The organism is Perlabentimonas gracilis (assembly GCF_011174675.1).
Lineage (GTDB): Bacteria > Bacteroidota > Bacteroidia > Bacteroidales > Tenuifilaceae > Perlabentimonas > Perlabentimonas gracilis.
Genome location: NZ_JAANIG010000001.1, coordinates 214,095 through 237,207 on the forward strand (window position 1 = coordinate 214,095; position 23,113 = coordinate 237,207).

At 43.1% G+C, this 23,113-nt stretch carries 18 protein-coding genes; 9 read left to right on the top strand and 9 right to left on the bottom strand.

Annotation, left to right across the window (positions count from 1 at the left end; genetic code table 11):
* The first annotated feature begins 1 nt into the window (after position 1).
* The 5 genes from G8O23_RS00830 to G8O23_RS00850 all read left to right on the top strand — a co-directional run bounded on the left by G8O23_RS00830 (position 2) and on the right by G8O23_RS00850 (position 5,400).
* A complete protein-coding gene (locus G8O23_RS00830; protein WP_166360733.1) occupies positions 2 to 1,081 on the top strand; it encodes a DUF4249 domain-containing protein in 1,080 nt (359 codons plus the stop codon).
* A gap of 6 nt (positions 1,082 to 1,087) precedes the next feature.
* Entirely contained in the window at positions 1,088 to 2,782 is a 1,695-nt protein-coding gene (locus G8O23_RS00835) for a hypothetical protein (protein WP_166360735.1), read from the top strand.
* A 17-nt stretch (positions 2,783 to 2,799) separates the two neighbouring features.
* Positions 2,800 to 3,495 (top strand): hypothetical protein, encoded by a 696-nt coding sequence (locus G8O23_RS00840; protein ID WP_166360737.1) that lies wholly within the window; start codon positions 2,800 to 2,802, stop codon positions 3,493 to 3,495.
* Positions 3,496 to 3,614: 119 nt separating this feature from the next.
* Positions 3,615 to 4,175: an RNA polymerase sigma factor gene (locus G8O23_RS00845; protein WP_235942225.1), complete on the top strand. Its 561-nt coding sequence runs from the start codon at positions 3,615 to 3,617 to the stop codon at positions 4,173 to 4,175.
* Positions 4,147 to 5,400, top strand: a complete 1,254-nt coding sequence (locus tag G8O23_RS00850; RefSeq protein WP_166360739.1) for a hypothetical protein — start codon at positions 4,147 to 4,149, stop codon at positions 5,398 to 5,400. Before G8O23_RS00845 ends, G8O23_RS00850 begins: the two co-directional genes overlap by 29 nt.
* Positions 5,401 to 5,708: 308 nt before the next feature.
* On the opposite strand, the gene G8O23_RS00855 is transcribed toward G8O23_RS00850, so the two are convergent.
* From G8O23_RS00855 to G8O23_RS00865, 3 genes are all read right to left on the bottom strand, one after another.
* Positions 5,709 to 7,340, bottom strand: a complete 1,632-nt coding sequence (locus G8O23_RS00855) for an MFS transporter (RefSeq protein ID WP_166360741.1) — start codon at positions 7,338 to 7,340, stop codon at positions 5,709 to 5,711.
* A gap of 215 nt (positions 7,341 to 7,555) precedes the next feature.
* Complete coding sequence (locus G8O23_RS00860) at positions 7,556 to 8,026, bottom strand: SPOR domain-containing protein (protein ID WP_166360743.1); 471 nt, start codon at positions 8,024 to 8,026, stop codon at positions 7,556 to 7,558.
* A gap of 137 nt (positions 8,027 to 8,163) precedes the next feature.
* Positions 8,164 to 9,081 carry a radical SAM protein gene (locus G8O23_RS00865; protein WP_219932345.1) on the bottom strand — a complete coding sequence of 306 codons (918 nt, stop codon included), beginning with the start codon at positions 9,079 to 9,081 and terminating at the stop codon, positions 8,164 to 8,166.
* 157 nt (positions 9,082 to 9,238) lie between these two features.
* Between G8O23_RS00865 and G8O23_RS00870 the strand changes: the two genes are divergently transcribed.
* Positions 9,239 to 11,143, top strand: coding sequence for an AMP-dependent synthetase/ligase (locus G8O23_RS00870; RefSeq protein WP_166360745.1), 1,905 nt, complete (start codon positions 9,239 to 9,241; stop codon positions 11,141 to 11,143).
* Positions 11,144 to 11,203: 60 nt separating this feature from the next.
* Here G8O23_RS00870 and G8O23_RS00875 read toward each other — a convergent pair whose 3' ends face one another.
* Positions 11,204 to 11,404: a hypothetical protein gene (locus G8O23_RS00875; RefSeq protein WP_166360747.1), complete on the bottom strand. Its 201-nt coding sequence runs from the start codon at positions 11,402 to 11,404 to the stop codon at positions 11,204 to 11,206.
* Between the two features lie 471 nt (positions 11,405 to 11,875).
* On the opposite strand from G8O23_RS00875, the gene G8O23_RS00880 reads away from it, so the two are divergent.
* Positions 11,876 to 14,407, top strand: a complete 2,532-nt coding sequence (locus G8O23_RS00880; RefSeq protein ID WP_166360749.1) for an ATP-binding protein — start codon at positions 11,876 to 11,878, stop codon at positions 14,405 to 14,407.
* A gap of 9 nt (positions 14,408 to 14,416) precedes the next feature.
* Here G8O23_RS00880 and mnmA read toward each other — a convergent pair whose 3' ends face one another.
* A complete protein-coding gene (gene mnmA, locus G8O23_RS00885) occupies positions 14,417 to 15,481 on the bottom strand; it encodes a tRNA 2-thiouridine(34) synthase MnmA (RefSeq protein ID WP_166360751.1) in 1,065 nt (354 codons plus the stop codon).
* Between the two features lie 94 nt (positions 15,482 to 15,575).
* Here mnmA and truA point away from each other — a divergent pair, with 94 nt between their 5' ends.
* The gene (gene truA / locus G8O23_RS00890) at positions 15,576 to 16,331 is read left to right on the top strand and encodes a tRNA pseudouridine(38-40) synthase TruA (RefSeq protein ID WP_166360753.1); all 756 of its coding nucleotides are present in this window, start codon (positions 15,576 to 15,578) and stop codon (positions 16,329 to 16,331) included.
* Between the two features lie 48 nt (positions 16,332 to 16,379).
* On the opposite strand, the gene G8O23_RS00895 is transcribed toward truA, so the two are convergent.
* Both G8O23_RS00895 and plsY read right to left on the bottom strand, forming a co-directional pair.
* A complete protein-coding gene (locus tag G8O23_RS00895) occupies positions 16,380 to 16,739 on the bottom strand; it encodes a carboxypeptidase-like regulatory domain-containing protein (protein ID WP_166360755.1) in 360 nt (119 codons plus the stop codon).
* Between the two features lie 89 nt (positions 16,740 to 16,828).
* Positions 16,829 to 17,470, bottom strand: coding sequence for a glycerol-3-phosphate 1-O-acyltransferase PlsY (gene plsY, locus G8O23_RS00900; protein WP_166360757.1), 642 nt, complete (start codon positions 17,468 to 17,470; stop codon positions 16,829 to 16,831).
* Positions 17,471 to 17,629: 159 nt separating this feature from the next.
* On the opposite strand from plsY, the gene G8O23_RS00905 reads away from it, so the two are divergent.
* Positions 17,630 to 19,813, top strand: coding sequence for a S46 family peptidase (locus tag G8O23_RS00905; protein WP_166360759.1), 2,184 nt, complete (start codon positions 17,630 to 17,632; stop codon positions 19,811 to 19,813).
* A 322-nt stretch (positions 19,814 to 20,135) separates the two neighbouring features.
* On the opposite strand, the gene G8O23_RS00910 is transcribed toward G8O23_RS00905, so the two are convergent.
* Together G8O23_RS00910 and G8O23_RS00915 are read right to left on the bottom strand one after the other, a co-directional pair.
* Positions 20,136 to 21,038, bottom strand: coding sequence for a cation diffusion facilitator family transporter (locus G8O23_RS00910; RefSeq protein ID WP_166360761.1), 903 nt, complete (start codon positions 21,036 to 21,038; stop codon positions 20,136 to 20,138).
* Between the two features lie 18 nt (positions 21,039 to 21,056).
* On the bottom strand, positions 21,057 to 23,078 hold the full coding sequence (locus G8O23_RS00915) for a LysM peptidoglycan-binding domain-containing protein (RefSeq protein ID WP_166360763.1): 2,022 nt from the start codon (positions 23,076 to 23,078) through the stop codon (positions 21,057 to 21,059).
* Between the last annotated feature and the right edge of the window lie 35 nt (positions 23,079 to 23,113).

Here is a 23,113-nt window from a genome sequence, read left to right on the forward strand (position 1 = left end):
AATGAGGAACAGAATCATCATAATACTTTCTGCAACACTTTCTGTTTGTGTAAGTGCTTGCGTAGAACCTTTTGTTCCCGAGGTTGATAGTGGCAACGCAATGTTGGTTGTGGAGGGGCAGATCCTCTGTGGCTCCAATAATCATCAGGTTAAGCTTTCCACTTCTACCGATTATACCCAAGATTACCAGCGTATTCCAGTGTCGGCTGCTGAGGTTTATGTTAGCGATAACCAGAATAACCTTTATGAGTTTCAGGAGATTAGACCCGGGATTTACCAAAACAAAGTGCAACTTAATGCGCAGGTTGGTATTTCTTATGCACTTACAATTATAACACCCGACGGAGAGGAGTATCGATCCGATCCTCAGAGGATAATGCCCCCAATTGAAGTTGACGAGTTAGATGTGAAATGGGATGTGAAAGAGTTCCTTGAAACAAGTTATGAGGGCGAGCAAACGTTGACTCAAGTAGAGGGTGTTACCGTTATGGCAGATATACAATCGGAAACAGAAAAAGCACCAATGATGAGGTTTGAAACAGAATTGTTGACTCTCTATTGCCTTATGGATTATTTGGCTGATCCCACGTACTACTTTTGCCACGAGATGGTAACTACCGGCGATAAGCCAAATGTTCCCATCCCAGGCTTTAATATGGATGGATCATCGTCAATCTATCACAGCATAGGGTTTGTTACCCGTGGCGTAAAGGTTCTTATTCCTGACTCTCTACGGATGAATCATGTTTATAAGCGTATGCTTATTCTTAATCAATATACTCTGAACGAAAGATCGTATGAATACTATAAACAGCTTAAGCAGCAACTCGATGCAGAGGGTAGCCTTTTTGACCCTATGCCTTCTCAATTAAAAGGGAATATGCATTGTGTAACAACACCAACTAAAAGGGTGATGGGTTTTTTTGAGGCTTCATCAGTAGTAACCAAAACTTTTGCGTTTAATCCCGAACCACTGAGGCCTAATAATATTTTCATTGAGTTGGTTTCCGATTTGAGCTATTTACCCAGATTCGATATGTACCGCGAATCTCCTCCAGAATATTGGTTTACCCAAAAATAAGAGTTAATGATTACCCTTGTAAATTATACTTTCAGGCTTTTATTAGTGTTCACGTTGTGGCTTGTTCAGGTACAAAGTGCAACCTCTCAACCTTCGAATATTGAGACTAACGAGACCCTTTTTATTACTACCGATAGGGATATATATATTGCGGGAGAGGAGTTAGCCGTCTCATTAAGCATTGTGGGGTTTGATGACTCAAGTGAAACCAGTGGAGTAGGGTATATTCTGGTTCGCAATCAAAATCAAAAGGTTGTTCAGAGGGCAACAGTACGATTTCTGCACGGAAGGTCTACGTGTAGTATTGAATTGTCCGACACCCTTTCATCAGGTTATTATCAGATAGTTGGGTTTACCAACTATTTAAAAAATTTTGGATCTAATTCATTTCCCAGCAAGCAGCTCGTTGTGGTAAATAGGTTTGACCAGGAGTTTATATCAGCGTTGTCGAGTTCATCTAATAGTATAGGAATTCAGAATGAAGATGATTTAACTAGCAAGACTAATGCGCCTGAATATACCACTCGTCAAGGGGTTCAATTCCAAATTGAAACAGATAGTCTTCCCTTCAACGAGATAGTTAGCACCTCCATTGTGCCAAAGCATTTTTTACTGCCCCCTGTAAATAGACCTATGAAGGCTAGGGGCCTTTACTTTGAGCGTGATAATAATGGAATCTGCTATCCTAAAGAAAAAGAAGGAATTTATCTGTCTGGTTCGATTAGGGATTTGGATACTAATACACCCATTCGCGGTGCTACTATTTATCTGTCAACACCCGATTCATTAATAAATTTGCAGTATACACATTCCGACTCACTTGGAAACTTTTGTTTTCATCTCTCCTTTGCTTATATGGGCAAGAATGTACTGTTAATGCCAGACCCATCAAGTTATGTAGGACGAGTAGGGTTGACGCTACACCATAAGTTTGAACTTGACGATGAGTTTATTCCTAAAAGTGTAACCTTTAGTTCGGATCAAGCAAATTTTATTCGAACAGCCCAGAACGTAGTTCTTATTCAGAAACTTTTTGGCACCAAATATTTTATACCCAATTCTAACAACCGCTCTGTTACCCAGAAATTGCCAAGGGTCTACACCTCGCCTAGCTATACCTATCTTTTATCCGATTATCAAGAGCTCGATGATTTTAGAGAGATAGCCCGCGAAATAATTCCTCAACTAAGGGTAAGGATTCGAGATACGGAAGCCCTTGTGTCTGTTATGAATACTCAAGAATCATTCAATTTTTTTCAGAATAGGCCACTGATGATTATAAATGGAATGCCATTTTGGGATTTTAGTAAGGTTGTCAGATATGGTTCGAAAGAGATTGAAAGGATTGAATTGGTTACTTTACCTTGGCGCTTTGGTGAAAAATTGTTTCATGGTATAGTTGCCGTTTTCTTAAAACCTAATATTGATACTCAGCCCCTTTTACCAAGCACTAGGATTGAGCATTTTGTGGATTCTTTCTGCAAAGAGATTGAGTATAACCATGAGGTATCAGAAATGAAGTCAATTCCAGATTTTCGTTATGTGCTGCATTGGCAAACTAACTTAACCGTAGATCAGAATAAACCAATTGACGTTAGTTTTAATACTAGCCATATTAGGGGAGAGTATGTAATAGTGCTGAATGGTTATGATGAGAAGGGCAGAAAAGCCTCTACAACCGACAGGTTTTTTGTCAAATAAAATTAGAAAAGTGTTTTATGAGAATATTCCTATTGCAAATCTCGCTTTTATTGTTGTTCCCTCTGGGAGTAATGGCTCAGTGTGATTTAACTATATCTAAACCTACCTTAGCTGGCGAACAATTTATCGACAACCAAATATTTGCAGGAAGTAAATATTTTATGGATGAATGGGCAATTGGTACAGTTACTCTACAAAGTGGAGATATTGTTCAGAACCAGTTATTAAGATATAATGCTCTCGAAGACGAGTTGATATGGTTAGAGCAGAATTCTTCTAGCACTGTGCGTGTTGATAAAAGTCTGGTCTTAGGTTTTTCATTACAGCTACCCCAATCTGATAGCGCCTTAGTGTTCACCAAAGGAACTTTTTTTAAGAATCAAACAAGTAGCTTTCTTCAAGTTTTGAGGAAAGGTAAGGTAACACTCTATGCCAAGCGATGGGTTGAAAAAACTTCAAATGTTGAGATAATTCACATTGGGGGAAACGCCAAGCGTGCCATAGCCATATTCCCACGTACCAACTATTTTGTAGAGACTCAAGATGGAAATTTTAGGAGTGTTGCACTAAACCGAAGATCGTTTGTTAATGCATTTGCTGCTGACTCTACCCACTTGTCAAGAAAACTATTACGGCAAAACAGAATACGTATTAAGAATGAACACGATTTAGTTGCTGCTATAGGCTGGCTCGAGACAAACTTAGAACCCTAGATCTACTAGTGTTTTTTCTTTTACTCCCCCACGCAACCCCCAAAGTTTTTTTATCATCTATATGATATGTGACCAAATGGTGCTATATTAGCTGATGTATAACCCTAATACAGCATCACTTGGATATCAATAGGAGTATTCTGGAGCGGTGTCGTAGCAACGATCGCAAAGCGCAACAGGCCTTGTATGCAATCTATGCCCCTGCAATGTATGGTGTGTGCTTAAGGTATTACCCCAACGCCGAGGTGGCTCGCGATATTCTGCAGGATGGTTTTATCAAGGTGTTCGAGAAAATCCGTTCATTCCGGTTCGAGGGCTCTTTTGAAGGGTGGATACGCCGAATTATGGTGAATACAGCGTTGGAGTACCATAGGCGAAAAGGCGATGGGCGAGAGGTTGAGATAAACGAGGAGTCGATGGATGGCCAAGAGCTAGAAACCCTCGATGCAGATTATCAGCTCTTGCTTAGCGTGGTGGCTAGCCTACCACAGCAGTACAGGTTGGTATTTAACCTATACGCCATTGAGGGGTATTCACACGCCGAAATAGGAACGCTGCTAAATATATCTGAGTCTACCAGTAAATCAAACTATAGCAGGGCTAGGACGATCCTAAGGGAGAAGGTTAGCCAGATAGAAAAGCTTGAGGATTATGCCGTTTTACACGCCAGGACCATATGAGGAGTACGTTGGCAAGCTGTCATCCATTCGGGTTGTGCCTAAACCTGAGGTTTGGCGGGGTATAAACGAGCACCTCGACTTTCTGGCAAGTAAAAGGCGTAGGGTTTTTATTCGAAATGTTGCTGCCGTAGCCGCGAGTATCCTTCTGATGATATCAGTATCTTTAGGCACCTTCTACTTTCAACAGCACAAGGTTGATCAGTATGCATTTTCAGTGAGCACTAACAGAATTGTTCAAACTCCCATTGATCATAACATTTTACTTCCCGAAAGAAGTAATTTTTTGAGTCTACCTTTAAATGAGCAGCCCAGCGGTGAAGTGCAGCCCAGCGCGATTTCTGATACCAAAAATGTGCAGAGCCCAACTTTACCTATAGTGGGGCGTAAGGCCCAGCCTTTGTTGGTGAATTCAACATTTCCCTCTCCAAATCATATTGATAATCATAGGCCTAACCACAATGCAGAGAGCCCTAAAGTTGAGGTGTTCCGCTCCGAATCGCAAGTAAAGAATCCTTGGGGAATAACAGCATACCTCAACCCACTATACTCCAGCCACACTATGGCTGCTAGGGCTGAAAACAACACCGTGAGAGAGAGCGGTGTTTGGCTTTGGGGTGGAGAGATACAGGTAAAGCGTCAGCTAAACAAGTCGTTCTCGTTGGTTACAGGTGTTACCGTTAACCCAACGGGCCAAAATATTGATAACCTAATTCTGCTGTATGGCGGAAATGTTAAGCAAAACCTGTCATACCTGTATGCAAATACATCGTACGGGCAGGTTTCCCTTGAAAGTTCCATTGCCGGCATCTCTAACATTGCTACTCTAGCCAAGGCTCCCAAGGATGTGCTCAAATCATCGAACATAACTACAGCCAATTTAAAACAAAGGTTTCATCATGTCGAGTTGCCCCTATTACTCTCTGCTCGGCTAAGTGGAGGTGGAGTAGATTTCGATTTTAGGCTGGGAGCTGCGGTGGGTGTGCTGGTGAATAATCAGTTCGAGGTTGCCAGCTCGTTTGGTCAGTACGTTGGCCAAACCGATGGTGTGAAATGGTATAGTGCTGCTGCCATTGGTGCTGTTAGCATAGGTTTGCCATTAACAAAACATGTAAACTTTGTTGTGGAGCCCTATTTTAGGTTAGGTCTTTTAACGCTTGATCATTACGACCCCAACACATTCCCCTTCAATGCATCCGTACGCTTTGGCGTTGGTTACCGTTTCTAGGTTTCCCCATCATGTGTAGTTGATATTACGCAATGGTCAATGTTTGTTTGGCAGTTGTGGTTGGTATGCCATTCGGTTTAAACTAGCAAAATTTCTGGGTATGAACATTGATTCTTCTCGGCTTACAGATGTTTTGTGTTCGTACCTAATTGCTGCAGTTCTATTGCTTGGTTTGAAAATATTAATGCAACTCTTTAGGTAATTTGCAAATTACAACTATGTGAATAGCTTCGTTTTTACAAAGGTTGAATAAAAAAAAAAGCAGGAGTTTTTCTCCTGCTTTTTTGTTATGCTTTGTTAACCAACACCTATCCATTGGATGGTAACTCAAGGCCGTAACCTTGTTCTTTGTCGGCTTGCTTAAGTTTAAATGCAAGGAATATTGATATAATACCGCAAGCAACTAGCATAAGGATTGGCCAAGTGTAATCATAGTAAGGCAACTCTCCGCTAAGCTGCATAATCTTAATCTTATCGCTCACTTCGGCGCCTGTAAATCCTTGTGCTAAAAGATTCTTTCTAACATCTTCAATAGCCTTAAGCACAACTGGGTTTACTTTATTAAGTAAAGCACCTATACCCCAGAAGAATGCAAGAAGCCCCCAGTTTTGAACTGTAAACATCGATGCGTATGCGGTACCCAAACGGTTCTCGGCAACAATTTTAGCAACAGAAGGCCACATTGCGGCAGGTACAAGCGAGAAAGCCACACCTAAACTCAAAAGGCCAGCATAGGCCAATGTTACAGAATTGAAAACAGAAAGAGAGAGGTGAGCAAAGATGAGCAATAGCGAACCTAAAATCATTAGCGTAGCTGCTTTCCCTTTCTTGTCAACAATACTGCCAAAGATAGGAGTAAAAATAATAGTTCCAAGAGGAATAAGCGACGCCACTTTAGGACCATTTATCATCCACTGCCCAAGTACTTCTCTGTTTGCAAAAACCAAAGCAGCGAATGCAGAAACAATGATAATTCTAGCAAACATTTTAGACTGAGTACCCTTTAAGTTTGCAGGCACCAAAGTTATAGAAAGAGCAAAAGCAAAAAGAATAATATAAACAAAAGTGCTTCCTAAAGCTTCACTACCAAAAGCAATAAATGTTGCACCCTCGGGTAGTACATATGAGAATTCAAATTTGTTTACTAAAAGGTCGGGTGCATATTGCATAAAAGGGAAAACGGCTGAGTAAAAAGCAACGCAAAGTAAGGCTATGTAGATAAATGATTTGTTTGTAGCAAGTTTTACAAGGTCACTAAATTTGAAATCATCCTCGGGGTTATGTTCTTTCTTAACCCCATTGTTGGTCTGACCATCTAATCTCACATCGAAAATAATGTAAACCAAGAAGAATATTAGCGACATACCAATTAACGATGCGGCAAAAATTGCAGCAGGAGCAATAGCAACACCAGCAATATCGAGCGAAATTGCAATTGCTAACGCAGAACCCAAACGGCCAAAACCCATATTAATAGCCATTGCCAAAGCAAGTTCGTAGCCTTTAAACCATTTTACAATAGTTTTAGTAACAACCACGCAAACCACTTCAAGACCTGAGCCAAAAAGTACACGTCCAATAATCATCCAAGTAATTACTGTACCTTTGTCTTCGCCAAATACGCCTAAAGAGGCCAATGCTATAACAACACCTCCAAGCGTAGCAAGAGAGCCAAACGCTAAGCCAGCTAGACGAATTCCCCACTTGTCAAGAATTATCCCGCCAATAATAATCATACCAAACACGTTGGCAATAGTGGTTAGAGCGATAATTCGACCAAACTCCTCGCTGTTTATGCCAAATTCAGACTGCATTAAGTCTTTAAGGGGCGAAAAAAAATCTTGAAAGTAGTAAGTAGAAAACATTAAACTACTAATAAGAATAAGAACCAGCCAGCGCATACCAGCCGAATCACGTAATGTTTTTTTTAGTTTCTCCATTTTAGTTTGTTTTTATTTGATGTTTTGCCAGAATTAATAGACGGTGTCAGTTGTAATGATTTTTTAAACGAGCCAAAAATATAATAATAATCAATTACCGCAAATAACAATTGTTAGTTAACCCAAATTATTGTTAACATTTTTAAAATAAAAAAAGGGCATATGCCCTTTTTTTACCTATCTTAAAACTTCTCTTGGAGTAAGATCTATGTAATCTATTTACCAGCTTCATAAACCCACATCTCAATGGGCTCCTCCTTAGAACGGTTAATCCTAAGTATCTCGGTGGCTGCTTTCGAGTAGGTTTCGAATGCACCAACCGAAACCATCTTAAATCCATTGGGCGACTCCACAATTTTAGGATTCTGGAAACCGAACTTGGCAACCTGCTTCTGGTACTCATTGGCGTTTGAAGGTACTTTGAAACTACCAATTATAACATGGTAACGGTTACGGGCTTCCATTTCCCTAATTCGCATAAGCGAGTCCTGAATGGCTTTCTCCTTGGCACGACGGGCTTCCTCAAGTTTCCTAGCCTTTTGCATTTCGGCTTGCTTAATGCTGTCCTGCTTGGCCTGCCACACAACTAGGGTGTCTTCCCCTTTGTCGGATTTAAACCTTTCGAAAAAACGGCAACCTGAAAAGGTAAATGCCAGTAATAAAGTAAGGATGAGTACTTTTCTCATAGTTGCTTCTAGTTAAATTCTATACCAAATTTCTACATTTTTTTCTCACAAACAAAAAAAAATGTAATAATTATTTGGTAATCACTCATTTTTTGTAGCCTCGATTTTGTATGTTGTTGGAATACAGGTGTAAAAGATTAGTCGTTAAAAGGATTTTTCTTTTCGAAATTGGGTAGGTAATATGTGTTACTTCCCATATTCTGCACCCATCCCCTGTGGAAACCCATTCGTTTCAACTCAGAAACCACCACCTCGTACTCTCTTTTTGTCACCGATCTGCTAATGCAGTTTAAACTGTCATTAGAGGGCTGAAACTGGCTCATCAAGGAGATGGTTAGGTTATTCGAAATTTCGCTTATCTCCTGCAGTATTCTCATACTATCCGCAGAATGACCGGGCAAAACCAGATGCCGTACAATTACTCCCTGCTCAACTATGCCCTCATCGTCAAGCTGTAGGGATGTTCCCTTTTGCCAAATCATCTCTTTTAATACTTTGGTTGCAATAGAAAAGTAGCTGGGAGCATGGCTGTACTTTACTGCAAGTTCATCATCAAAATACTTAATGTCTGGGAGATAAATATCTACATAATCGTAAAGCATTCTTAGTACTTCCGGGGAGTCGTATCCATTGGAGTTATACACTACTCGCGGTTTGTATCCAATTTGGTTAAGCATTTCGATAATTGTAACCATCTGTGGTACCTGATGGGTTGGCGAAACAAACCCAAGGATCTTTATCCCTCGGTCAAGTATTTCGACAATCCGTTGTATAATAGTTTCGTAATCTCTTATCCATTGGCTCGAATGGTTCGAGTTTCGACTAATTTGATGGTTTTGGCAAAAGCAACAGCTTAGGTTGCAATGAGCAAAAAACACGTTGCAAACCCCAGTGCTTCCCGATAATGCAGGCTCCTCACCCTTGTGAATGGTGATGCTGGCAACTAGAGGTTCAGAGTCCGTACTGCAGTATCCTAATTCGCCCTTAGTACGATTTGCGCCACATTGCCGTGGGCAAAGTGTGCAGCTGGCCAAGGATTCTTTCATCTTTAGCATCAATATAACTTTTAAACGCAAAGGTAGTATCTAGCATTATTTCTATCTAATATCGTTGCTATTTAACAGTTTTTTGTAGTTTTGTTGGTGGTGTTAACTGTTTTTTAAACAGCTGTTTGGACATAAGAATCTGGTTTATAAACAAAATTTGAAAAGAATGACTACTATAATCGATCTGTTTGAGCAGAGTGTTGATAAGTACTCTGCCAATCCCTATTTGTGGGAGAAAAAGTTGGATAAGTTTACCTCCATTACATACAACGAAACTCGGAGTGAGGTATACCGTTTGGCCTCGGGGCTACTTAGCCTGGGTGTTAAGGATAACGATACCATAGCTCTGCTTTCCGAGGGAAGAAACCTGTGGGTTATTAGCGAGTTGGCCATTCTTTACACTGGAGCTATCAATGTTCCACTTTCGATAAAGCTCGAGGGCCCCGATCTGCTATTCAGATTGGAGCATTCCGAAACCTCCATAATTTTTGTGTCGGGTAGCCAAGCGCATAAGATAAAGGGCATTAAGAGCCAGCTACCGCTGGTTAAAAAGATTGTTTACCTCGATGAGCAGGATGTTTACGACGAGAACGAGATGTATGTTGCCCAACTTTTTTCGCTTGGCGATGAGTATCTTGCTGCTAATCCTAATGCATTGGCCGAATCGCGCAAGCAAATCGATCTCGATCATTATGCCACCATTAGCTACACATCGGGCACCACCGCCGACCCCAAGGGCGTAATTCTTTCGCATCGAAATTATACAGCCAATGTGGAGCAGGCACTAACACTGATGGATATCCCACCATCATACCGCACCTTAATTATCCTTCCGCTCGACCATTGCTTTGCTCACGTGGCCGGATTATATTCGTTCATGGCTTGTGGTGCCAGCATTGCCACCGTGCAGCAGGGTAAAACACCTATGGAAACTCTAAAGAATATACCTATTAATATAAAGGAGATAAAGCCCAACCTGCTGCTTAGTGTACCTGCTCTGGCCAAAAACTTTAAAAAGAATATCGAGTCGAACATTAAGGCAAAAGGGAAAGTTGTATCTAAACTTTTTGACTTCGCCATGATGTTATCCTACAAGTACAATAAGGAAGGATTCAATAAGGGGAGGGGTGGAACATTTATTTACAAGCCATTGATATGGCTATTCGATAAGATCTTATTTAAAAAGATTCGCGAGGGGTTTGGTGGTCAGCTCAGGTTCTTTATTGGAGGCGGTGCGCTGCTCGATATCGACCTTCAGAGGTTTTTCTATGCCGTGGGTATGCCTATGATGCAGGGGTACGGCCTCTCCGAGGCAACACCCATTATCAGTTCGAATTCGCTTAAGCGTCATAAGTTAGGCTCTTCGGGTTATTTGGTAACTCCTATGGAGTTGAGGATTTGCGACGATAAAGGAATAGAACTTCCTGTTGGCGAAAAGGGAGAGATTGTGATTAAGGGCGAGAATGTGATGAAGGGATATTGGAAGAACGAGAAGGCCTCTGCCGAAACTGTAAAGGATGGATGGCTTTACACCGGTGATATGGGGTATATGGATAAGGATGGGTTTCTTTACGTTTTGGGCCGGTTTAAAAGTTTGCTCATAGGGAACGATGGCGAAAAGTATAGCCCCGAGGGTATAGAGGAAACCTTAGTGGAACAGTCCAAACTAATCGATCAGGTTATTCTATACAACAACCAAAACGCCTATACCGTAGCATTGATCGTTCCTGCTAAAGAGCAGCTAAAGAGAACTGTAAGTGGATCGCACAGCGATTTATCATCCATCGAGGCGCATCAGTTTGCCATAAAGCTAGTTCAGGACGATATCGCTTTGTTCAAAATTGGCGGAGAATTCGAGGGGCAGTTCCCCGATCGATGGCTTCCAGCTACTTTTGCTCTACTGGAGGAGCCTTTTACTGAGCAGAATGGTATGGTGAATAGCACCATGAAGGTGGTTAGGGGCAAGGTAGAAAAGCACTATGCACACAGGCTGGAATATCTTTATACCCCAGCGGGGAAAGATGTATTTAGCGATCAGAATATTCAGGTGATATCTAAGCTAATGGGGTAGCCCAACCCACATATTTTACTTTTAAAAATCCTATGGCAATCTGGTCGTAGGATTTTTTTTTTAGAAAAGCTTGGGATGATCCTTTTCGAATTGCTGAAGCACTTTTGATATAACCGCTTCGCGAAGAAATCTTGAGCGATTCTTTATTCTATATCGCCTGCAGTAAATGTTAATGGCTTCAAGTTCAGAGGAGTTGAAGAGTATCTCCTTCCTGTGAACCCGTTTAAGCCTTTCGTTGTTAAAGCCCGGACGTTTGAGCATCGATTGTTAAGTAATAGTTTGGTATACAAAGTAAGGCATTACCCAAAATATGCTTGCGGTTTTGGGCTGTAAAGAATTTAACATTTTGTAAAAAGTTTTTAACATTTTTAGAAACTGTTTAAGTTTTACGTTTAAAAATTTGAAGAGCCCTCGTAGAGGGCATATAGCGATTGAAAATATGTGAAACTAAACTAAGCACCCCTGCCTTTGCCAGTCAGGCAGGCCAGAGTGGGTGCAATAATGAAAGCAACTTATTGCGCACTCTACGAGGCGCTATGGTTATATGAAATACTTTTTCAATCGTTATATGCCACCTACGGCAGCATCATAAAATGAATCGTTCAAAAAAAATTAAACAGTTTCTTAGATTTTTCTACCCGTGGCTCAAATTATACCAACCAGAAAATTACCTGTAGTTGTAGTAATTTTTGTAAATTGGCATTAGCGTTAAATAGATTAATAGCTTAACCTATGGATTCTAAAAGATATCATTTGCAGGAATCACTCAGTCCACAAAGCCGCTTTGGCGTATTCCCTAAGGGAATTTCCCCCAATTCAAATATACATAGTATACCTATAGGGATATGGGAGGAGCACCCCAACGCACACAGCAACACGTGGTCCAGCACACTATACACAATTTTAGGTGTTGACCAAAGCCCCGATTTTATTCCAAGCCTTTCAACGCTTACTAAAGGCATTAAGGCCAATGATAAGCAGAGGTTCAGCGATTTTTTAAATGCAATTACCCATGGGTCGGCTGTAAGGTCAATGGCCGTTGAGGTCACATATAGGTCGGGCAGGAACGAAACCAAAAACCTTATGATAACTGCCGAAAGGGTGGGTTCTAGTCAGCAGGAAAAGGGTTTTTGGCGCGGGGTAATTCAAGATATATCAGCGGTTCGATTGTGCGAAACAAATTTCAACTTGTACGCCCAAAGCGCGCTTAACTATTTCGAGAGGTTTCCACTGTTCATGCTTATACTTGATGGTAATGGTAAGCTAACATACTGGAACAGCGTTTGCGAGAGGATCACGGGTCATAAATCGAACGATTTGGCAGCGGGTAAAGATGTGTTTAAGCAGCTGTTCCCTTTGGTGAATGCCCGCAAGAGGCTTCGGACTGCAATGCAGAATGCAGATTTTGAACCTTACGATGAGGAGTTTGAGATTGAAACCAAACGCGGTCGCAAATTTCTGTCGAAGTGGACAATCTTTCCCTATCGAAGTGCCCATAATGATTTGAATGTTGCAGCAATAGGTCGCGACATATCAAAGCAGGTGGTTAAGGAGAGGGCGTTAGAGCAAAAATTGCATCAAGCCAAAATTATCTCAAAGGTTACAACATCTCTTTTTGCGCTATCGCCAACGGATAATTACTATCATCATCTAGGGAGCACGCTCGAGAACCAAATTAACGATATGCTATTCCTTGTGTCGTCGGCCGAACCTGACCAGCAGTTCTTTACCATAGAGGGAGGTTACGGATTTTCATCGTCGGAGTGGCAGCAGGTTGTTGAGTCAGTGGGATGGAATCCCATTGGTAGGCGGTACCAACTGCAGGCCGATTCGACTTCCCTGGTCAAAGCAGCAAAGGTGCAAGCTATAGAGCAGTCGCTTTACACATTTTCCGACGGGCTGGTGTCATCGGTTGCCTCAAGAAATTTGGAGCGCATCTTCTCTATCGAAAGGTTCTACTCGGTGGGTATACAAACCGACCAGAAGGTATTTGGGTGGATACTTATTGCGGCGCAAAGTTCCGAAGTGGAAGAGTCGTTACAGCTGGTTCTGCAGCTTGCAAGGCTCTACGCTCAAGCTATGCAGCGTCGCGAGGTGGAACAGGCGGTGCTCCAATCGCGCGATGCAGCCCAAGAGGCCAACAGGCTTAAGTCGGCGTACCTTGCCAATATTGGCCATGAGATAAGAACCCCTATGAATGCCATTATCGGGTTTACCCAGCTGCTAAACATTCCCAACCTTAGCAAGAATAAGCGAAAGGAGTATGTTGATATTATTAACCGCAAGGGGCAGATGTTGGTCAAGCTTATCAACGATATGGTTGATGTGACCCGCGTGGAATCGGGACAGCTTACTGTGGTTAAATCTTTATTCTCTCCCAGCCGATTGTTAAACAACCTAAGAGATTTTTATAGCAACGAAAGGTTATTTCAGCATCGTGAGGCTGTTGAAGTACGCTTGGTTGTACCACCCAATTCCGATGATTTTATGCTTTATAGCGACGAGGGACGCTTGGAGCAGGTGTTTACCAATCTCCTCGACAATGCACTAAAATTTACCGAGAAGGGGTTTGTTGAATTTGGTTATCGGGTTAAGGATTCAACCGTAGAGTTTTATGTGAAGGACTCAGGTATTGGAATAGACCCAGCAATGCATCGGGTGGTGTTCGATAGGTACAGGCAGCTCGACGAGCGTATTGAGCGAGCCAAAGAGGGTAAAGGTTTAGGCTTAACCATTTGCAAGGGCATTGTTGAGCTGTTGAATGGGAAGATTTGGGTAGAGTCTGAACCTGGAGAGGGAGCAGCCTTCCTGTTTGAAATACCATTAGGCACTGATATATCCAAGCCAATGGAGGCAGTACAGCAAGATGAAGATCAGGATGTGCCTGCAATGCCCGACTGGAAGAATAAGGTGCTGCTCATTGCCGAGGATGAGGAGATAAACTATCTGCTAATTAGTGAAATGCTGGAGGGCACTGGTGTAAATATACTTTGGGCTAAGGATGGCGTACAGGCTGTCGAACTGGTTGATACCATAAAGAATATTGATGCAATCCTTATGGATATTCGAATGCCCAACAAGGATGGTTATGCTGCTTCGCTGGAGATTCACCAAATAAACCCCGACATCCCCATAATAGCCCAAACAGCATACGCTTTTTCCGAGGACAGGGCAAAGGCTGAGGCTGCTGGATGTAACGATTACATAACCAAACCAATTAGTAGCCAGCAACTGTTAAGTATTCTCGATGGTTATCTTGGATAGGATAGGTGTTTATCTATTCCATGCAGAGTGCAGATATCCGCCACCTAGTAGTATTTCATCGCTGTATACCACGGTGGGCTGACCCTGCATTGGCGCCCATGCCGGGTCGTTAAGTTCAACAATGGCCTGGCCATTACCCCCCAGCTTAAGCGTGCACTCCAACTGCGGATTTTGGCCAAATCCTCTAATCATAACCTTTACGTTATTGTGTACACCAGCCTCGACCCCTGTCAGTATGCAGTTGGTTAGCTTAAGCGTATCGAAAAAAAGGCTATCCCATGGACCTATATGTAGCTGATTCTTCTCGGCATCGATTCGGACTACGCATTTGTTTTTGGGGATATTTGCAATCCCCCTTTTCTGCCCAATGGTGTACCGGTGAATCCCATCGTGAGTTCCAATGGTTACACCATTCTCATCAACAATATCTCCAGCAATCCCTTTGTTCAAAATGCTTTGTTCCTCAAGAAAAATCCGATAATCCTTTCCCCTGAGGAAGCAAACCCCCATGCTCTCGGGTTTTCTTGCAAGCTGCTCAAACCCCCATTGTGCAGCAATAGTTTTCACTTCTGATTTTGTTAGATTACCCAGGGGCATTATTGACTTGGCCAAATATTCCTGAGGAAGATTCCAAAGAAAGTACGATTGATCCTTGGCCGGATCAATTCCCCTTAAAATCCTAAAAAAACCATCAATGGCAGATATTCTTATGTAGTGACCTGTGGCAATTTGGTCAAATCCATTGTCGCTAGCATACTGGTACAGATACCTCCACTTAACATTGAGATTGCAATACGAGCAGGGGCAAGGGGTTCGGCCAGTAAGATATTCCGATCCATAGTATGGGAATACAGTTGCTTCAAACTCTTTGGATATATCCAGCTGAACCAATGGGATATTTAGCTGCTCGCAAATAGTAGAAATTCCAATCATGCTCTCTTCATGCACGTTGGACTTGTAAAATTCGAAGTGAATGGCCGTTATATCAAAACCCTGCTGCTTAAGCAGGATAGCTGCCGTGGTGCTGTCTACTCCTCCGCTTATGGCTAGCAGTACTTTGCGTTGTTTCTTCAAGGCTAACGATGATGGTTTGTGCAGGTAAAAGTAGGTATTATGATCAAATTCTGCATTTTCATTTGTATCTTTGATATCCAAAAAACATAAAACAGTGCAAAGATATTTTGTTGAGTTAGCCTACCTTGGCACCAATTACTGTGGATGGCAAATACAGCCAAATGCCAATACTGTGCAGGCCGAGCTGGAAAAAGCCCTCTCTACCATCCTACGCCATGAAGTTTCTACTCTTGGAGCAGGACGTACCGATACCGGGGTTCATGCCTCTTTTTTTGTGGCTCATTTCGATTCACAGATGATTAACCTTCAGTGGGATCAAAAGCTGCTGGTAAGCCTTAATGAGATATTGCCTAGGGATATAGCCATTAAGGAAATTGTGGCTGTTACTCCCGATGCGCATGCACGATTCTCAGCTCTATCTAGAACCTACGAGTACCATATTAGCAGGTATAAGAACCCTTTTAGCGTAGAAACTGCATGGCTGTACAAGGCTCCGCTTGATGTTGATGCTATGAAAAGAGCCGCCAGCAAGCTGCTTACCTATACCGATTTTACCAGCTTTAGCAAGCTGGGCTCCGATGTGAAGACCAATAACTGCAGGGTGTACACGGCCATGTGGGAGGTTCAGGAACAGGAGCTGGTTTTTACCATCCGAGCCGACAGGTTTTTAAGAAACATGGTGCGGGCCATAGTGGGAACCCTTGTGGATGTGGGTAGGGGTAAAATTGCTGAAGCTGATTTTGTTAAGATCATTGAGGCTAAGGATCGTTCGCTGGCAGGAACTTCGGCCCCTGCCGAGGGGTTGTTTCTCACCAGCATAGAGTACCCCGTAAATATCTTTATAGAATAAATAAGGCGCTGAAACCAGCGCCTTATACCAATTTGTTGAATGCAATTGCTAGTATGCCGATTTGAGTGTAAACCTTATATTCCCAGAGATTTCATCAACAGTAATTGATTCCTGCCTATAGCTGATGTACGATGCGTTAAGCTTTGCTTCAACCACGTTCACATTGGCAAACGAAAAATTTCCATCGAAATCGGTAAATGTTTCTTGCTGGGTTCCCTCAAGGACTACCTTTACGCCAGCTAGAGACTCTCCTGTGCTATGGTCAACCACCTTACCGCTTATGCTGCTAATAAATGCGGGTGCCGATGGAGCAATTTTCTCCTCAGATTTTGAGTTGTCGGTTTTTGAGGCCATTAAACTCATTGAGGCCATTAAGGTAATTATCAGAAGTGTGCTTAGCTTTTTCATAATCCTAGTTTTGTTTTGTTCTGCCACAAAAGTAGGGTCATGATGTTAACCTAGTATTAACTCTACCTAAGGCTTAGGTTAAGTTTAAGCTAAGAGGTCTTCTCTTTCTTCTTAATTCCAAATCGCTTTTCTTCGCCTTTGAGCAGTCGCTCAATATTTTTCTGATGGGTAAACAGCAGCAGTACTGCAATTACCATGGAAAAGATGATAAGCGAGGGGGTAGTGTTGGAGAAAGCAAAAATCAAGATAAAGGGGAACGTAAATGCAGCAATCATTGAGCTTAGCGAAACGTACTTAGTAAGTAGCAGGGTAACAATAAAAACACCAAGGGTTATAAGGGTAGCCCCTGGGTGTAAGGCTAAAACAACACCGGTGAGTGTTGCCACACCTTTACCCCCTCTAAAGTTTGCAAATATTGGGAAAATATGCCCAATCATGGCAGCCATGCCCAGCGCTAGCTGAAAGTTGATGAAGAACCCTGTTTCGGGGATGTAAAAATCGGTAAGGTAAAGCAACCTGACGGCAGCATACCCTTTAAGCCCATCAACAAAAAACACAAAGAAACCTGCCTTTGCCCCCATAACCCGAAAGGTATTGGTTGCACCAGCATTGCCGCTACCGTGTTCGCGAATATCGATGTTGTAAAAAATTTTACCAATCCAAATAGAAGTTGGAACACTTCCTAGGATGTAAGCAAAAGCTATTGTTAAGATCTTAAATAACCATTCCATTAATTCTCCAATTTGGCGGCAAATTAGCCATAATTTTTTTTCCTATGCAAATATTTGGGCATTCGTTTTACCCCGTGCCGCTTTGCTTTTTAGCAATAGAGATTGTAAAGTACATTTAATTAGCTATTTTGCATTCTCAATCAACTAGCCCAAATTTATATGCAAGTTACAAAGTTATTCCGTACCATTACCACAGTGGCGCTTGTTTGCTTCATTCTCATAGCTCCGCATGCTGGCAGAGCCGATGAGGGTATGTGGCTCATCTCCCTTGTAAAGCAAAATATGGAGCAGATGCAGCGAATGGGTTTGCAACTTTCGGCCGAGGACATTTATAGCATCAACAATAGCAGTGTTAAGGATGCCGTGGTGATGCTCGATGACGGTGGGTGCTCTGCCGAGATAATCTCGCCCAATGGGCTTGTGCTAACCAATCATCATTGTGCGGTAAGCGATATTCAGTACCATTCCACTGCAAGCAGCAACCTCCTGCATGATGGCTTTTGGGCCTCTAATCAATCCGAAGAGCTGCCTGTGCCGGGTAAAACTGCGCTAATTCTTCAGCGGGTTGAGGATGTAACACAGCGCATTATGAGTGAGGTCGATTTCAATGATCCCGATTATTTTTTTCGCGTGCAGAAGATGGGTGAAAGAATTAGTGGCGAGGTCGAAAAGATGGAGAAGGGTACTCATGCCATGGTGGTTCCTATGTATAGTTACAACAAATTTTATCTTTTTGTTTACCACAGATTCACCGACGTACGATTGGTGGGAGCACCACCATCGAGCATCGGTAATTTTGGTGGAGATGTGGATAACTGGCGCTGGCCAAGGCATACCGGCGATTTTGCGCTGTATCGTATTTACACGGCTCCCAATGGTAAGCCCGCCAGCTATGCAAGGCGTAACGTACCCTATAAGCCTAGGCATCATTTTCCCATTTCGCTAAATGGAGTGGGAGAGGGCGATTTTACCATGGTGGTTGGCTATCCCGGAACAACTTACCGCTACTCCACATCTTATCATGCGCTTAACGAGCGCGATCAGGTGGCACCCTGGGTTGATAAGGTATGGGGCGAATTCATTGCCACCATTAAGGAGGCTATGCAGGCTGACCCTGAGGCCAAGGTGTTACTTACCGATAAGCACGATATGTTGGTTAATTTTTGGCAGAAGGATACCTACCAGGCCCAATCCATGCATCGATTTGATGTTGTGCCTCGGCTTAAAGCTCGGGAGGACAGCCTTTTGGCCTGGGCCAAAAGTGCTACTTCTGATGTTGATTACACTTATGTGTTGAGCGATATTGAGGGTTACTACTCACAACTTCAACACAATGCTTACGAACCGGTATTCAGAAGCCTAGGGTCATTAGTCCATTGGCCTGTGGAGGTGGGCAGCGTAATATATGAGCTGTATGATTTAATTATGGAGCTGGTTGCCGATAAACCCTCGAAACGTAAGATCCGACGAGAGGTAAAAAGAGTTCGAAGGGAGCTGCCCGAACTATTCAAGACGTTTCACAAGGAGGTGGACATCGAGTTATACAGCTCTGCATTGATTAGCCTGCTAAAGCATTTGCCCGATGATTTCGATAGCCCAATTCTAAAGGAGTTGGTGAAGAATGATTACTCCGAGATGCTTATTCCAATCGTTGTCGATTATTTTTACGATAAATCGTACTTCTCCTCACCCGAAAACTTGAGCAAGTTTTTGGATAATCCTATTCCCGATAGTTTGTACTCCGATCCCATCTTTATGCTTCATATAAGCTACGAGTCACTGCTCGAAGATATGTATGATAAGTTGGGGGCGTCGTCGGATAATCTACAACTTGCAATGCGCGATTACACCAAGGGGCTGCTTAGCATGGAGCCTGAGGCTCCACACTACCCCGACGCCAACTCCACCATGCGCTTATCGTATGGAAAGGTTGTGGGCTACAGCCCGCGCGATGGTATGCGCTACAATACGCATACCTACCTAAAGGGTAAGTTTGAAAAGGAAAACCCCGAGGTGGATGTATTTAGGGTTAGTCCAGTGGAAAAGCGGCTCTGGGAAACATCAAACTTTGGGGCTTATGCCGATAGCGTTGGTGTTCCCATTTGTTTTATTACCGATAACGATATCACCAACGGCAACTCGGGTAGCCCTGTGCTTAATGCCCACGGGCACTTGGTGGGTGTTGCATTCGATGGAAATTACGAGGCAATGGCCTGCGACTTTGTATTCGAACCCCACATGCAGCGAACCATTGTTACCGATATCCGTTACGTACTTTTTGTTATCGATAAGTTTGCCAATGCCCAGTGGTTGATTGATGAGATGACGATTGTGGTGGAGTAGGGATGTCTGAGAGTCGAAAGTCGGAAAGTTGAAAGTCTTAAAGTCGGAAAGTCGGAAAGTCAAAAGTCAAAAGTCAAAAGTCAAAAGTTGAAAGTCTGAAAGTTGAAAGTCAGAGAGTCGCGTGCCCTGAGCAGTTCGACAGGTGTTATGCTGATCAGTTCGTCAGGTGGTCGGTGAGCCAGCCGAACCGCTCACTGGCCACTCGCAGAAGGGTCGGAAAGACAGAAAATGGAAATGTAGAATGTAGAATCCGCAACCCTCAACTCTCAAGCAACCAGGCTCGAGGAGATCAGTTAGTAGTTCTGCAATCAGATGGCTTGACTTACACGGATTTATCGTTGTCGTAGGGTTTAATCTCTATTGGCTCAACATGAATTGTGGTTTCCACATCAAGCTCCGTGGATAGCGTTTTTTCTATGGCATTGGTTATTCGGTGCGATTCCGCAATGGTCATTTCGTTGGGGAGGTAAATATGGATGGTTAGCTCCTTATGGTGAATGTAGTTGTGCAGATGGATGTGGTGCGAGTGAACCTCCTGCTCTGCAGCTTGGTTTGCCAGCCTCTTAACATCTTCCACTAGCTTTCTCGAGGGCTTCTCCCCAAGGATGGTATGTGACGAGCTGCGGATAATTTTGTAGGCTGTGTAAAGAATGAAGAGCGAAACAATTATTCCCATCACCCCATCTATCCACCAGAAGAAGCGACCAAGCGCAATACCAACCAGTATGGCAACCGACGATATGGCGTCGCTTCTGTGGTGCCATCCATCGGCCTTTACGGCCTGTGAGTTCGTTTTGCGACCTACGTAGAATGAGTATTGTGCTAGCCCCTCCTTAAGCAGAATGGAGACTACGGTTGCAACAATGGCAATAAGTCCGTACGTTGCCGACTCCTTGCTTTGGAGGCGCTCAATCGACTCAATAAAGAAATTATAGGCCACCATGGCCAACAGTCCGCCTATTAGAATTGATGTGATTAGCTCGTTGCGCCCATGCCCAAACGGATGATCCTTGTCGGCCGGCTTGCGCGACAGGTAAATCCCTAAGATTAGAAAGATTGAACTTAACGAATCGCTTAGGGTATGCCAAGCATCGGCAATAATGGCCACCGATCCGCTTACAATACCAGCCCAGTACTTTATGATGAACAGAAACACATTCACAGCAATTGATACCCAACCAGCTTTGATGGAAAGGTTACTATTATGCAAATGATGGGTGTTCATACTTTAGCCGGATGAGGTTTAGTATTGTATTACTGCTTCTTTTCGGTTTGTTTCAGGCTCATTAATATACCTTATGGGGCTTATAACCTGCAGCTTCTTGTTGGTTTCTTCGGCGCTAACAATCTCGTAGTTTTTTGTGTAGTGTATCATATGTACAGCGCTGTTCTCGAAACCCGTAAGCGAGTTTTGCTGATTAAAGTTAAATTTCGACTGCAATAGGTTTTGCTTATGATTTGAGATGCAGAACTGAAAATCAATCCCGTAATTTTTCATTGCGGTGAGAAAGTACAGCATCACATCGTACCCCTGGTAGGCATATTGCGTTGGTTCGGCTCTAAACGCATCGCGGTATTTTGTAATGAACGATTTAACGTGTGGATCGCTATAGCTTACAAAGAAAGGTGTAAAGAGGTGTAGCTGCAGCTGGTAGAAGTAGTCGACCTGAACATTTCGGAACCGCTGCCAGCTTGGAAAGCCGTAAGTGCTAATGGGGTATTTGTAAATTGTGGAAAGCGCCTGCAAATTCCCTAGCAAATCGCTTACAAAGGCCTCGTTGTTAGTAGGAACCAGAATAAGATTCTCTCTGTCGAGCGCCAAGCTGTGGCTAATGCGTTCCTGTACATCGGGTGCTGGGCTGCCGGGTCTATAGCTCACCTCCTTAAAGTGAATAAGTCTTGATGAGGGGCAGCTCCCTATCCTTTGGGTAATCATATCCTTAAAACTCTCTATCATCGCCCTGTTGGTAGTATCGGCCTCGTGCACCAGCACTATATTTTGCCCACCGCAAAAATCGATAATATTTACAAACTCTTGTAGCTGAGTCATGAACGATGGGTTAGCTTGGAAAAGGTAGGGGTTACGTTCCAAAAGGTAGTTGTTTCGCGAAAGTGGCGACACAATTGGGATACGATGTTCAAGAGCAAACTCTGCAATGGGTTGTAAACACTCTGTATATGCCGGGCCAATAATTAGGTGAGCATTCTGCATCCCCTTTTCTAGGGTTAGCTGTCGGGCTTTGTCTGCGCTTCTCTCGGTGTCGTAAACGTGCAGATTTATTGATATCCCCATATCCTTTAGCGTGTCGAGTGCAATGAGAACACCTTGGTAAAAGTTGAGGAAGTTAGCCGTTTGGGGCGATATTCGTTCTCGTCCACTCGAGCGTACCTGTTCAGTCAATGAGCCACCCAGGTCGCCATTCAGGGTATCGCTAGGCTGAATATCAGCCATTTGGGTAAAGGGTAGCAATAGGGCAACGTTGTATACATCGCGCCACCTGTTGTACTGGAACGTGTCGCATACCACTGTTGGAGTTACCGTGGCTGGGGCTTCATATTCAGCCATTTCATCAATAACCACAACCGTTTCGTGGTGTTTGGGCTCTGGCAGCGGCGATGTGTCGGACGGATCCTTGGGTATTCGAAGTATGGTTCCAAGCTTCAAACCATCCTCACCTAACTCAGGATTGAACTTTCTGATTACCTCCTCGCTAACACCATATTGTCGTCGGAGCGAAAAGAATCCTTCGCGTGGTTTTACCTCGTGGTAAATAAATCTATCTGAGTCTTTGTCGATTTGTCCAATGGTGCTAATACGCTTTTTGGGAATTAGTACTACCTGATTTACGTTAATGTCCTCTTCCATCCCGGGGTTTGCAGCGTAAATTTCATGCAGCTTAACATCGTATTTACGCGTAAGGCTCATCAGCGTTTCGCGGCGCCTTACCACATGGTATATGTAGTTTTCGTCCTCATCGCCAGGCATTACTTCTTGCCCTTTTACAGGGATTTTAAGCGCCTGATCAACCTGAAGCCCCAGGTATATATCGGGGTTCTCCATGGCTATCTCAATTTGGCTAACATTGTATGCTTTGCTGATGGAGAAAAGGGTCTCGCCTTGCTGCACAATATGGATATAGTATTGTTTTCCATCAATTCTTACTTTGTCGGTCGATATTTTAACCTTTGTGGTGGTTTCGGCCTCTTGGGCAATTGCATTCAATGTGCCCAAAGCCAGCAGAATGAATAGGATAAGGTTTCTCATCTGGAAAAAATATATGGTTTGCATAATCAAATGGC